The sequence below is a fragment of the Neorhizobium petrolearium genome (assembly GCF_029854435.1).
GTDB lineage: Bacteria > Pseudomonadota > Alphaproteobacteria > Rhizobiales > Rhizobiaceae > Neorhizobium > Neorhizobium petrolearium.
Map to the genome: position 1 here is coordinate 1,714,152 of NZ_CP123000.1, position 12,837 is coordinate 1,726,988.

12 protein-coding genes are annotated in these 12,837 nt (G+C 62.4%); 8 read left to right on the forward strand and 4 right to left on the reverse strand.

Translation table 11 applies throughout. The features are described from left to right. Window positions 1–26: 26 nt before the first annotated feature. From trkA to hflX, 4 genes are all read left to right on the forward strand, one after another. Complete coding sequence (gene trkA / locus QEO92_RS08845; protein ID WP_227702757.1) at window positions 27–1,403, forward strand: Trk system potassium transporter TrkA; 1,377 nt, start codon at window positions 27–29, stop codon at window positions 1,401–1,403. Window positions 1,404–1,434: 31 nt separating this feature from the next. After that, complete coding sequence (locus QEO92_RS08850) at window positions 1,435–2,298, forward strand: D-amino-acid transaminase (RefSeq protein WP_227702758.1); 864 nt, start codon at window positions 1,435–1,437, stop codon at window positions 2,296–2,298. A 105-nt stretch (window positions 2,299–2,403) separates the two neighbouring features. Continuing rightward, on the forward strand, window positions 2,404–2,646 hold the full coding sequence (hfq, locus tag QEO92_RS08855) for an RNA chaperone Hfq (protein ID WP_037155370.1): 243 nt from the start codon (window positions 2,404–2,406) through the stop codon (window positions 2,644–2,646). Between the two features lie 74 nt (window positions 2,647–2,720). Then, window positions 2,721–4,073, forward strand: a complete 1,353-nt coding sequence (gene hflX / locus QEO92_RS08860) for a GTPase HflX (RefSeq protein WP_227702759.1) — start codon at window positions 2,721–2,723, stop codon at window positions 4,071–4,073. A gap of 168 nt (window positions 4,074–4,241) precedes the next feature. On the opposite strand, the gene QEO92_RS08865 is transcribed toward hflX, so the two are convergent. The 4 genes from QEO92_RS08865 to QEO92_RS08880 all read right to left on the reverse strand — a co-directional run bounded on the left by QEO92_RS08865 (window position 4,242) and on the right by QEO92_RS08880 (window position 8,398). Next, window positions 4,242–5,465, reverse strand: a complete 1,224-nt coding sequence (locus QEO92_RS08865) for an FAD-dependent oxidoreductase (RefSeq protein ID WP_227702760.1) — start codon at window positions 5,463–5,465, stop codon at window positions 4,242–4,244. 30 nt (window positions 5,466–5,495) lie between these two features. Then, entirely contained in the window at window positions 5,496–6,329 is an 834-nt protein-coding gene (gene mazG, locus QEO92_RS08870; protein WP_227702761.1) for a nucleoside triphosphate pyrophosphohydrolase, read from the reverse strand. A gap of 15 nt (window positions 6,330–6,344) precedes the next feature. Continuing rightward, entirely contained in the window at window positions 6,345–6,932 is a 588-nt protein-coding gene (locus QEO92_RS08875; RefSeq protein WP_227702762.1) for a deaminase, read from the reverse strand. Between the two features lie 104 nt (window positions 6,933–7,036). Beyond that, the gene (locus QEO92_RS08880) at window positions 7,037–8,398 is read right to left on the reverse strand and encodes a GGDEF domain-containing protein (RefSeq protein ID WP_227702763.1); all 1,362 of its coding nucleotides are present in this window, start codon (window positions 8,396–8,398) and stop codon (window positions 7,037–7,039) included. 364 nt (window positions 8,399–8,762) lie between these two features. Between QEO92_RS08880 and cysG the strand changes: the two genes are divergently transcribed. The 4 genes from cysG to QEO92_RS08900 are packed head-to-tail and all read left to right on the forward strand — an operon-like array spanning window position 8,763 to window position 12,707. Next, window positions 8,763–10,205: a siroheme synthase CysG gene (cysG, locus tag QEO92_RS08885; protein ID WP_227702764.1), complete on the forward strand. Its 1,443-nt coding sequence runs from the start codon at window positions 8,763–8,765 to the stop codon at window positions 10,203–10,205. Then, on the forward strand, window positions 10,202–10,516 hold the full coding sequence (locus QEO92_RS08890) for a DUF2849 domain-containing protein (RefSeq protein ID WP_227702765.1): 315 nt from the start codon (window positions 10,202–10,204) through the stop codon (window positions 10,514–10,516). Before cysG ends, QEO92_RS08890 begins: the two co-directional genes overlap by 4 nt. 7 nt (window positions 10,517–10,523) lie before the next feature. Beyond that, the gene (locus QEO92_RS08895; protein WP_227702766.1) at window positions 10,524–12,197 is read left to right on the forward strand and encodes a nitrite/sulfite reductase; all 1,674 of its coding nucleotides are present in this window, start codon (window positions 10,524–10,526) and stop codon (window positions 12,195–12,197) included. Further along, a complete protein-coding gene (locus QEO92_RS08900) occupies window positions 12,198–12,707 on the forward strand; it encodes a DUF934 domain-containing protein (protein ID WP_227702767.1) in 510 nt (169 codons plus the stop codon). It begins immediately after the preceding gene. Window positions 12,708–12,837: the final 130 nt, after the last annotated feature.

The window sequence follows — 12,837 nt, forward strand, 5'->3', positions numbered from 1 at the left end:
GTCCCCGCTGGAAAGGTCCTCGACCGATGAAAGTCATCATTTGCGGCGCAGGGCAGGTGGGCTACGGCATCGCCGAACAGCTGTCGCAGGAAGACAACGACGTCTCCGTGATCGACACTTCCGCCGCCCTGGTTGCGGCGATCACCGAGACACTCGATGTGAAGGGCTATGTAGGCCACGGAGCGCATCCGGATACGCTGGAAAAGGCGGGCGCCGAGGATGCCGACATGATCATCGCCGTGACGCTTTATGACGAGGTCAATATCGTCGCCTGCGAGGTGGCGCACGCGCTGTTCTCCGTCCCGACCAAGATCGCCCGTATCCGTGCCCAGAACTATCTGAAGCCGGAATATGCCGATCTCTTCAATCACCAGAACATGTCGATCGACGTGACGATCTCGCCGGAGGTCGAGGTCGGCAAGATGGTGCTGCGGCGTATCTCCTTTCCCGGCGCCACCGACGTGGTCCGTTTCGCCGAGGACCAGATTGTCATGGTGGCGATCGAGTGCATGGAGGATTGTCCGGTCATCGCGACGCCGTTGCACCAGCTCTCTGCTCTCTTTCCGGATCTGATGGCAACGGTCGTCGGTATTTTCCGCAACGGCGGGCTGACGGCCGCTCGTTCCGCCGACCAGCTGGAGGTCGGCGACCTCGCCTATGTCATCTGCTGCCGCGAGCACATCCGCCGCACGCTTGGCCTCTTCGGTCACGAGGAACAGGAAGCGCGGCGCATCATCATCGCCGGTGGCGGCAATATCGGGCACTATGTTGCCCAGATGATCGAGGAGCATCAGCCGAGAACGCGGCTGAAGATCATCGAAAGCAATCGGGAAAGGGCCGTGGCAATTTCCGAACAGCTTCGCAACACGATCGTGCTGCACGGTTCGGCGCTCGACCAGAACATCCTGATGCAGGCGGATATCCAGGATACCGACCTGATGGTGATGCTGACCAACAGCGACCAGATCAATATTCTCGGCGCGGTATTGAGCAAGTCCCTCGGCTGCAAGTCGAACCTGGTGCTGATCAATTCCACCTCGCTCCACCAGATCACCGATTCCATCGGCATCGACGCGCAGATCAATCCGCGCGCGGTGACCGTTTCCCGCGTTCTGCAGCATGTCCGCAAGGGCCGGATCCGCTCCGTTTACGCGGTGCAGAAGGGCGCGGCGGAAGTGATCGAGGCCGAGGCGCTCGAAACCTCGCCGCTGGTCGGCCGGCCGTTCCGCGAACTCGACCTGCCGGACGGCATCCGCATCGGCGCGATCTATCGCGGCGACACCGTCATCCGCCCGGATGGCGATACGAGGATCAAGGCGCGCGACCGGGTCGTGCTCTTCGCCACCGCCGATGCCGTGCGCGACGTAGAGCAGCTTTTCCGCGTTTCCATCCAGTATTTCTGAGCAGCATTCTGAAAAGAGCAGGGGACATTTGATGTCGAGGATTGCCTATGTGAACGGACAATATGTCCGCCATGCCGAAGCCGCCGTGCATGTGGAAGACCGCGGATTCCAGTTCGCGGACGGTGTCTACGAGGTCTGCGAGGTGCGCCAGGGCATGATCGTCGATCTGACGCGGCATCTGAACCGCCTCGACCGGTCACTCCGCGAACTGAAGATGGCATCCCCGATGAGCCGCGCGGCCCTGACCTTCGTGATCCGCGAGGTGCTCCGCCGCAACCGGGTCAGGAATGGCATCTTCTATCTGCAGGTGACGCGCGGTGCCGCCCGCCGCGACCATTATTTCCCGGCCCCCGATACGCCGCCGACCATCACGATCACCGCCAAAAGCACCGATCCATCCGTGGCGGCGAAGAAATACGCCAATGGCATCAAGGTCATCATTGTGCCGGAAAACCGCTGGGACCGCGTCGACATCAAGACCGTCGGACTTCTGCCCAACGTACTCGCCAAGCAGCAGGCGAAAGAGCAGGGTGCTCAGGACGCCATCTTTGTCGATCGCAACGGCATTGTCATGGAAGGAGCCTCCTCCAATGTCTGGATCGTCACGCCTGAGGGTGAACTGGTCACGCGTCCCGCGGAGCATGGAATCCTGAAGGGAATCACCCGCACGACGCTGATGGATGTCGCCGCAACGCTCGATCTCAAGGTCGCCGAACGCGAGTTCAAAATCGAGGAAATGATGGCGGCCCGCGAAGTCTTCTTCACGTCGGCGACCGGCATCTGCGTCCCGATCGTTGAAATCGACGGAAAGCCCATCGCCAACGGCCATCCGGGCACCGTGTCGGCAAGCATCCGTGACGCCTTTTTCGACATTGCGGAAAAGACGCCGATTTGATAACCAGACGTGAGGGGAAGGGAATACGAGGGCATTTCCCGGTCGTCTCTCACCAGCTTGATCATGATCCCGGCCCTTGCCGGCAAAAAAGAAAGAAGCGGCGCTATGGCGGAACGTTCTCAGAACCTGCAGGATTTATTTCTTAATACCGTTCGCAAGCAGAAGATTTCCCTGACGATATTCCTGATCAACGGGGTGAAGCTCACAGGCGTTGTCACTTCTTTTGACAACTTCTGCGTCCTTCTTCGTCGTGACGGCCACTCTCAGCTCGTGTATAAACACGCGATCTCGACCATCATGCCGGGCCAGCCCATGCAGATGTTCGAAAGTGAAGAGAACGCCGCTTAAGGACGAACGAAATCACAACGCGCGACACTTCGAACGAATCGCTTGTTCCGGAGTCTGAAAGGCTCCGGGACGATATGCGTGCGGTCGTGGTGGTGCCGGTCCTCAAGCAGGCAAGGCCCCAAGCGGGACATAGGGCCGGGCAGGGTGATTCGCCCGCGACACCGGTGCCGCAGCGGTCCAGCGAGGCCCGCCTCGACGAGGCGATCGGACTGGCCAAGGCAATCGACCTGACGGTGGTCAAGGGCCTCATCGTGCCCGTCGGCCAGCCCCGCCCGGCGACCCTCATCGGCACCGGCAAGATCGAGGAGATCAAGGCGCTGCTCGACGAGAAGAACGCCGGGCTCGTCATCGTCGATCATCCGCTAACGCCGGTGCAGCAGCGCAATCTCGAAAAGGAATGGAACGCCAAGGTCATCGACCGCACGGGCCTGATCCTCGAAATCTTCGGCCGCCGCGCCTCCACCAAGGAGGGCACGCTGCAGGTCGATCTGGCGCATCTCAACTACCAGAAGGGCCGCCTCGTGCGAAGCTGGACCCACCTGGAGCGCCAGCGGGGCGGCGCGGGCTTCATGGGCGGTCCTGGCGAAACCCAGATCGAGGCCGACCGTCGGCTCCTGCAGGAGCGAATCGTGCGGCTGGAGCGCGAACTGGAACAGGTGGTCCGCACCCGCCAGCTTCATCGCGCCAAGCGCCGCAAGGTACCGCATCCGATCGTGGCCCTGGTGGGCTACACCAATGCCGGCAAGTCGACGCTCTTCAACCGCATCACCGGTGCCGGCGTGCTGGCCGAGGATATGCTGTTCGCCACCCTGGACCCGACGCTTCGCCGCATGAAGCTGCCGCATGGCCGCACGGTCATCCTGTCCGATACGGTCGGCTTCATCTCCGACCTGCCGACCCATCTGGTCGCCGCTTTCCGCGCCACGCTGGAAGAGGTACTGGAGGCCGATCTCATCCTGCATGTGCGCGACATGTCCGACCCGGACAATGCTGCCCAGGCCTCCGATGTCCTGCGCATCCTTGCCGATCTCGGCATCGGCGAGAAAGAAGGGGCCGAGCGCATCATCGAGGTCTGGAACAAGATCGACCGGCTCGACCCGGAAGCGCACGAGGCAATTGCGGAACGGGCCGCCGGCCGCAAGAACGTCATGGCGGTGTCGGCGATCACCGGCGAGGGCATCGACGCCCTGATGGAGGAGATCGCAAGGCGCCTTTCCGGCGTTCTGACCGAAACCACCATCACCATTCCGCCGGACAGGCTTTCGCTGGTCTCGTGGATCTACGGCGATGCCGTCGTCGACGACCGGAAGGACAATGACGACGGCTCCGTCACGCTCGACGTGCGGCTGACCGAGCGTCAGGCTGCCGATCTGGAACGCCGGCTCGGCAACGCCCCGAAGCCGGTGAAAGAGGATTGGGAGCGTTAGTCAGCTGCCGCTGCTTTTCCCCTCACCAACAAAATCTATGACTTAGCTAAAGCTAAGATCATGATTTTGTAACCTCTCCCACAAGGGGAGAGGTAGATTCGCAGCGGTGCGGCATTCCTATCTCTCCCCTTGGGGGAGAGAAAGCGATTTCAACACCTTGGCCGGAGGCTAAGTGTTAGAAATCGCAAGTGAGGGGATTTCCGTTGTTGAATAATTCCCTGCGCCGATCCTCCCGACTGGGTTGAGAAAATCTCCCGTTACCAGCCGGCTGACGAGATAGCGCACCAGCGGCAGCCGTGTTGCTGGGCCGATCACGACGTCGCGCATGAAAGGCAGGGCGCGACTGTCCGACTGATAGAAGGGCGTCAGAACACGACTTAGCATCTGGTAGAGCCAGATGTGTAGTTGGCGCTGCTTCAGATGCAGTGCGAAGGCTTCCTCGACTGTTTCCGCTTTTTCCAGCGCGAGTGTTAGGGACAGCGCGTCGAGCAGCGCCATGTTCGCTCCCTGGCCAAGTTGCGGACTTGTGGCGTGCCAGGCGTCGCCGATCCGGATCATCCTCCTTCCGGCGATCGGTTTGCGCGTATGGTGCCGATAACGCGCATGCACCGGTTCGGCGATTTCCGCGAACCGCGCCGCCTCCGGCCACATGGCTGCGACCTCGTCGATCCACGCCGCCCGACCCGCCCGGCGCCAGGCTTCGATATCCCCGTTGCGCAGGCTCCAGAAGAAAGTCGCCATCTCGGCGGCGCCGTCATGCGCTGTACCGACCGGCAACACGCCGGCCATGTGGCTGGCGCGTTCGTAGCGCTGTTCGAGTTCGCTGGCATGGAATGGCCCGTCCTTCGGCCACGGAACGGTAGCCCACAGCGCTCCATAGCCGAGCTCCTTTGCCGGATCATATCCGACCGGCGAACTCGCCCCCATGGCGTCGACTATGAGATCGGCAGTAGGAGCCATCCGCCCGCCATCGAGCACGATCGCCGGCTTCTCTCCCTCCGCAAGACCGGTTATCCGCGACGATGTCTCGAATGCGACTCCGACAGAAACCGCAGTCTGTAACAGGAGGTCGAACAGCGCAACGCGCTGGATGGCGATGCCGTATTCGCCTTGCCGATAGCCGATCTCCAGCACCGTTTTGTTCGTCCCCGCCAGCTTGCCGTGCATGCGGGTAATGTTTGCTCCGCGCATCCGCACTCCGTCGGCGAGTCCCATCACCGCAAGCACGGCCGAGCCGGTCGGCTGCAGCACGAAACCGGAGCCGACCGGCTGCGGTGCTGTCATCTGATCGTAGATCACGACTTTCACGCCGCGTCTGGCGAGCATCGCCCCGAGCGAGAGCCCTCCGATCCCGGCGCCGGCGATCGCCACCTCAAGAGCGTCGAGCTTCACGGCGATCCTTCCTCCGGTCGTGCCATTCTGTCAGCCGATCTGCCGCTCGATCGCCTTCGCCGCCTGCCAGAGTTCTTCCATGCGCTCCAGCGTGGCGTCCTCCAACGTTTCATTCGATTTCTGAAGTTCTGTCTCGATATGGCTGAACCGGCGCCGGAATTTCGTATTGGTGCCGCGTAAAGCCTCTTCCGGATCGGCCTTCACGTGCCGGCCGATATTGACGAGCGCGAAGATCAGGTCGCCGAGTTCGTCGCTGACCTTGTCCTGCCGCCTTTCCCGCAGCGCCTCGCGCAACTCGCCGATTTCCTCCTCGATCTTGTCGAGGATCGGCTCGGCCTCCGACCAGTCGAAACCCACCTTGGCGGCCCGTTGCTGCAGTTTCAGTGCTTCGGTCAGCGCCGGCTGGCTGCGATGGACGGAGCTCAGGAAACCGTGCTTGAAGTCTTCCGTGATCCCGCGCTTCGCCCGCCGCTCGGCGCGCTCGCGCTTTTCCTCCGCCTTGATGTCGTCCCACTGCACCTTCACCGCATCAGGCGTGGCGGCATCCGAGACGGCAAAAACATGCGGATGGCGGCGGATCATCTTTTTGGTGATCGCCTCGACCACGTCGCCGAACGAGAATTCACCTGCCTCTTCCGCCATGCGGGCATGGAAAACCACCTGCAGCAAAAGGTCGCCCAGTTCCTCGCAGAGGTCGTCCATGTCGTTGCGCTCGATCGCGTCCGCCACCTCGTAGGCTTCCTCGATCGTATAGGGCTTGATGGTCGAAAAATTCTGCTCGAGGTCCCAGGGGCAGCCGGTGACGGGGGTGCGTAGCGCCGCCATGATCTCGATCAGCCGCGAAATGTCCTTCGATGGTTCCATGAAGCGATCCTTCGCTCAAGCGAGCGGAATATTGTTTTCGGTCTTCCCGGACTGATAACTGTCCGAAAGCCGCTGATAGGTCGCCTTGATGCGTGCTGTCTGCGCCTTGAGACTGCCGCGCAGCGGTTCGTCCTCGCTCTCCACCAGATCGGCGATGAAGTAGGAGTTCCAGAAGGCGTTTTGGCGCCGGTAGCCGCCGGGCTCCAGCCCGAACACTTCCTTGAGGATCTTCAGGTCATGCGGAATGGCGAAGGCGTCGCGCGAATCCTCATGGGTGAAGAAGGAGTAGAAATTGTCGAAGCCGGCCCAGGTGATCGCCGACATGCACATCGTGCACGGTTCGTGAGTCGACAGGAAAATCAATTCCTTGGAAGGAAAATTTAGAGTCTTCTCATAAAAGCGTTTCAGCGTGTGTACCTCGCCGTGCCAGAGCGGGTTTTCAACCTCGTTGTTAGTTTCGGCGATGACCAGCGAAAGGTCGGATTTTTTCAGGATCGCCGCGCCGAACACCTTGTTGCCGGCTGCGACGCCTTTTTCCGTCAGCGGCAGGATGTCGGTTTCGATCACGTCCAACAGACGGGCGGCAATAGTCTTGGCGGTCAAGGCGGGCTTCCTTCAAAGATGGCTGGCGCCAATCTATGGCCATCGGACCTGCGGGAAAAGCGCTTTGTGGCCGCCGTCCGGGCTTATCCGCAGCTACCGCCGTCTCAGGCCGCGATCACCTGGTTGCGGCCGCCGTTCTTCGCCAGGTAGAGGGCCTTGTCGGCGGCATCGATCAGATGCTGGAAGTCCGGATGGCCGCGATGCGTCGCTACGCCGATCGAGATCGTTCCGCGAATGCTCGTCCCGTCGGCGACATTCAGGTCCGTGTTCATGAAACCGGCCCTGACCCGCTCCGCGACCTCGAACGCCTTGTCGTGATCGGTCTCGACGAGTGCCACGAGGAATTCCTCGCCGCCGTAACGGAAGACGATGTCGGCTGCGCGGGTGTGTTCGATGATGATCTCGGCCACCTGCCGCAGCACCTGGTCGCCGGCCGGATGGCCCCAGCGGTCGTTGATCTGCTTGAAATGGTCGACATCGATCATCAGCACCGACAAAGGCGTGCCGTGCTGCAGACAGAGCGAGACCTCGCGGCCGAGGATCGAGGGAAGGAATTTGCGGTTCAGGGCATTGGTCAGGGCATCGCGCGCGCCGGCGGAGGCCGAGAGGCTCTGGAAGAGATCGGCCAGCAGGAACTTGATCTCCTCCACGAGCGACTGGAGCCGCGCCACCACCGCCGCAATCTCCGTTCCGTCCGCGGCGTCGCGATTTTCGATCTTCGGAAGAAGCCGGTCGTCGATTTCCCGCATGTCCTTTTCGATGTTCTTCAGCATCAGTGAGCCCTGGAACATGATGCTCGCGCGATGCCGGAACCACAGGCCGAACTCGGATGAGGAGATCGGCTCTATCCGTGGCTTGCTGCCGGCGGCGCCGAAGAGGCCGAAGATCACCGACTGGCTCCATTCCATCAGCGCGGCCCGCTGGCTTTCCCGCTCCACGCCGACATCCTGGCCGAGCGTGAACAGCCTGTAGGCCTCCTCGACCTTGGCGCGCTGCGCCGCACCGCTGACATAGGCCTCGCTCATCTGCAGCATGGCGTAGTCCATGACCTCGTTGAACAGCACGATGGCGATCGCTGCCTGCCGGTTGCCGTATTGGGCGAGCAGGGCCTTCGACACATCGGTCTTGATCAGGCTTGCCCCTTCGAGCACGAGGTGCATCGGCAGCCTGATGCGCGCATGCACTTCGCCGGTGCGCCTCTGCCGGTCGTTGAAATCGGAGAGATCGCCGTCGGGCTCGATCTCCATGAGCGTCAGGAGCCATTTCCGCAGGGAATGGCTCAGCCGCTCATGGACCACCGAATGACTGAGGAACGGCAAGGCTTTCTCATGGGCGAGGAAAGCGTCGTAGAAGCGATTGACCAGTCGATCGGCGTCCCGCTCGAGCACCTCCAGCAGTGTCTCCCGGGCAGATGAAAGAAGGTTTCTGTCGCAGGACTGCCAGAAATTCAGAGGTGGCGGGCTCATGTGCGGAAACATCGCTTTTCGAGAGGGACGGACACGGTTTTCTGAGCATTCTTCTGTTTCAATTCTATTAAAATTGCGGGTTGTCATGTCACTTCGCAGGGTATTTCTTCCCGACCTTGGGCTGCCGGATGTAAGGCGGCGTCCTCCTTTGCTGCTGCGCCTTGCCGAAAGCGAAGGGCCGCAAAACGGGAACCCAGTTCCAAGCCTCGGAAAAGGCTGAGAAAGACAGCCTGCGGTGGCTTTTGCTCAAGAAGCCGCGGAACGCGAAACAGAAATACCGCGACGCAGCACACTTCGCATATCCATTCCTTCAACTTCGATGCTCAATCGCGGATAGTGCACTGCTATGGTTCAAGGTGCCCGCATGTTCTCAAGCCCAGACCGCCTGTCGGTTTTCCCGGCCTTCTTTCGCATCAGCGGCAGGAGCGTGCTGGTGTTCGGCAATGGCGACGAGGCTTTCGCCAAGGCACGGCTGTTGCGCAATACGGATGCCGGGATCGTCGCCTATGCATCAGCGCCGCAAGCCGATTATGCCGCCTGGCTCGCCGCTGAGGGCATAGAGACCGTTCGCGACCGGTTTTCACCGGAGCAGGTGAAGGGTGCGGTGCTGGTGTTTGCCGCGACCGGTGATGCCGCGCTGGACCGGGTGATCGTCACGACCGCCCGCGCCGAGAAGATACCAGCAAATGCGGTCGACCAACCGGAACTCTGCGATTTCTACACGCCGGCGATCGTCAATAGGGCCCCGGTCGCCATCGCGATCGGCACCGAAGGGGCGGGGCCGGTTCTCGCCCAGATGATCCGTGCCCGGATCGACCGGATGCTGTCGCCCTCGCTGGGTGCGCTTGCCCGGCTTGCGGCCGAATATCGCGATGCTGCCGAGAAGTTTGTGCCGCGCGGCGTGTCGCGCCGTATCTTCTGGAGCCGCTTCTTTTCCGGAGATGTGGCCGATGCGGTCGCCGCGAACGACAGCGCCGCCGCCCGCCGTGCCGCCAATACGCTGCTTTCGACAAGCGGCCATGCGGAAGGCAGGGTCTGGCTGGTCGGCGCCGGCCCCGGCGCGGAGGACCTTCTGACGCTGCGCGCCCAGCGCGTGCTGATGGAAGCCGATGCGATCGTCCACGACGCGCTGGTGCCCCAGGCGATCGTCGACATGGGCCGCCGCGATGCCGAGCGTCTGCCGGTCGGCAAGCGCAAGAACTGCCATTCGAAATCTCAAGATGAGATCAATCGTCTGCTGGTCGAACTCGGCCGCCAGGGCAAGCGTGTCGTGCGTCTGAAATCCGGCGATCCGCTCGTCTATGGCCGCGCCGGCGAGGAGATGGCGGCGCTCCGTGAGGCGGGCATCGCCTACGAGATCGTGCCGGGCATCACCTCCGCCTTTGCCGCCGCCGCCGATTTCGACCTGCCGCTGACGCTGCGCGGCGTCGCCTCCTCGTTGATCTTCACGACGGGACACGACCTGACCGGCGACGTGCTGCCGGACTGGGCAAGCCTTGCCGTTTCGGGCGCGACGATCGCCGTCTATATGGGCCGCACGGTCGCCGCTTCCGTGGCGGAACGTCTGATGGGCGCCGGCCTCGCGCCGGAGACGACGGTCGCCGTGGTCGAGAATGCCAGCCGCGCCGACCGCCGGCTTTTCCATGGGGTCCTCGGCGAACTGCCGGATCTTCAGGCGCGCGACGATCTCGTCGGCCCCGTCATGGTGATCATCGGCGAGGCCGTCGCCGGTGCGAATTTCGAAAAATCCGAGCACTTGTCATCTTTCAGGGTTTCGGTTCGGGAAACGACAGGAATAAAAGCATGACCGACAAGGTTCTGACCGCCAACCGCCTTTCCGATGGCATCGCCGTCTGGCTCGATGCGAACGGCCGCTGGGTGGAAAACCTGCAGGATGCGCTTGTCGCGCGCCACGCGGAAGCCGTTGCTTCGCTGGAGGCGATCGGCAAGCGCGATTTCGCCGAGAACAAGGTCGTGGACGTCGCAGTCGTCGACGTCGAGGAGCAGGGCGGCAAGCTCTGGCCGATCCGCCTTCGCGAGCGCATTCGCGCTCAAGGCCCGACCATGGAATATGCCGCCGGCTATCGCGCAGCCGATCCGGCCTTCATCGCAGTCTGAGGAAACCATGTACCGTTACGACGAATTCGACCACGCTTTTGTCACGAGCCGCGTGGAGCAGTTCCGCGATCAGGTGGCGCGCCGCCTTTCCGGTGAACTGGCAGAGGACGCCTTCAAGCCGCTGCGCCTGATGAACGGCGTCTATCTGCAGCTCCACGCCTATATGCTGCGCATCGCGATCCCCTACGGCACGCTGAATTCGAAGCAGATGCGCATGCTAGCCCATGTCGCCCGCAAGTATGACCGCGGTTACGGGCATTTCACCACCCGCCAGAACATCCAGTTCAACTGGCCGAAGCTCTCCGACACGCCGGATATCCTGGCGGAACTTGCGACCGTCGAGATGCATGCGCTGCAGACCTCCGGCAACTGCATCCGCAACGTCACGGCGGACCATTTTGCCGGCGCCGCCGCCGACGAGGTGGCCGACCCGCGGCCCTACGCCGAAATCCTGCGCCAGTGGTCCTCGGTGCATCCGGAATTTTCCTACCTGCCGCGCAAGTTCAAGATTGCCGTAACCGGCGCCGAGCGCGACCGCGCGGCGATCCAGGTGCACGACATCGGCCTGCATCTCAAGAAGAACGACAAGGGCGAGCTGGGCTTCGCCGTCTATGTCGGCGGCGGGCAGGGGCGTACGCCTTTGATCGCCAAGAAGATCCGCGACTTCCTGCCGGAAGCGGACCTCTTGTCCTACGTGACGGCGATCGTGCGCGTCTACAATCTGTTCGGGCGTCGCGACAACAAGTTCAAGGCGCGCATCAAGATCCTCGTCCACGAGACGGGCGTCGAGGAGATCACCCGCCGGATCGAGGAAGAATTCTCTCACCTGGCCGGTACGGAACTGAAGCTTCCCGAGGCCGACATCCAGGCGATCGCCGCCTATTTCGCGCCGCCGGCGCTGCCGGATCGCGCCGAAGGCTGGGCGCAGCTTGCGGGCTGGAAGAAACAGGACGAGGCCTTCGCCCGCTGGGTAAGCCAGAATGTCCAGCCGCACAAGCATCCCGATTACGGCATGGTGACGATCTCGCTGAAGCCGATCGGCGGCATTCCGGGCGATGCGTCGCACGAGCAGATGGACCTGATCGCCGATCTGGCGGAAGAATTTGGCCATGACGAAATCCGCATCAGCCATGAGCAGAACGTGATCTTCCCGCATGTGGCTCTGGCTGATCTGGAGCCGCTTTACCGGGCGCTGGTGGCGCAGAACCTCGCGACCGCCAATGCCGGGCTGATCACCGATATCATCGCCTGTCCGGGGCTCGACTACTGCGCGCTGGCGAATGCCCGTTCCATTCCCGTGGCGCAGGAAATCTCCACCCGTTTCGGCGCGCCCGAACGCCAGGCGGAAATCGGCGAGCTGAAGATCAAGATCTCCGGCTGCATCAATGCCTGCGGTCATCACCATGTCGGCCATATCGGGCTTCTGGGCGTCGAGAAGAAGGGGGCCGAGCTCTACCAGATCACGCTCGGCGGTTCCGGCGACGAGAACACCTCGATCGGCGAGATCATCGGCCGCGGTTTCGAGCCGAGCAAGGTGACGGACGCGGTCGAGACGATCGTCGACACCTATCTGGCCTTGCGCCTTTCGAAGGAGGAGACCTTCCTTCAAGCCTATCGCCGCGTCGGGCCGCAGCCGTTCAAGGAAGCGCTCTATGGCGATGCCAAGGCGGAGGCTGCGTAAATGACCAGGATCTGGAGAGAAACCGGCTTCGTCGAGAACGACCCCTGGGTGATCGAGACCGAAGAGGTGAAGGCGACCGAGGAGCAGAAGGCGCTGCTGCCGCTCGACGCGCTGATCGAGAAGGCGGAATCCAGCAACGATGTCGGCCTCGGCGTGCTGATCAGGCCCGGCGACGATGTCCACAAGCTCGAGCCCTATCTCTACCGGCTCGAGATCGTCGCGGTGGAGTTTCCCGCCTTCAACGACGGCCGCGCGTTCAGCCATGCCTCGCTGCTGCGCGACCGGCTCGCCTACCGCAACGAGCTGCGCGCCGTGGGCGACGTGCTGATCGACCAGGTGCCGCTGATGCTGCGGGTCGGCATCGACAGTTTTGCGGTGACGAACGCGACCGCGCTGAAGCGGCTGGAGGAGGGGCGCCTGCCGGGTATCGCGGTCCATTACCAGCCGACGGCGAGGGCGGCGGAAAAGGCGCCCGGCTACAGCTGGCGCCGCCGCACCGCGACCGCCTGAGGCGAAAAGCGGATTTTCCGGCACATATTTTCCCTGAAGCCCCGCGACTTGAGGACGCGGGTGCCTTCAAATGAACGGCCTTATGGTATATTTCGCTAGTGCGAAAGATGGGCCACAGACTGAGACGAGA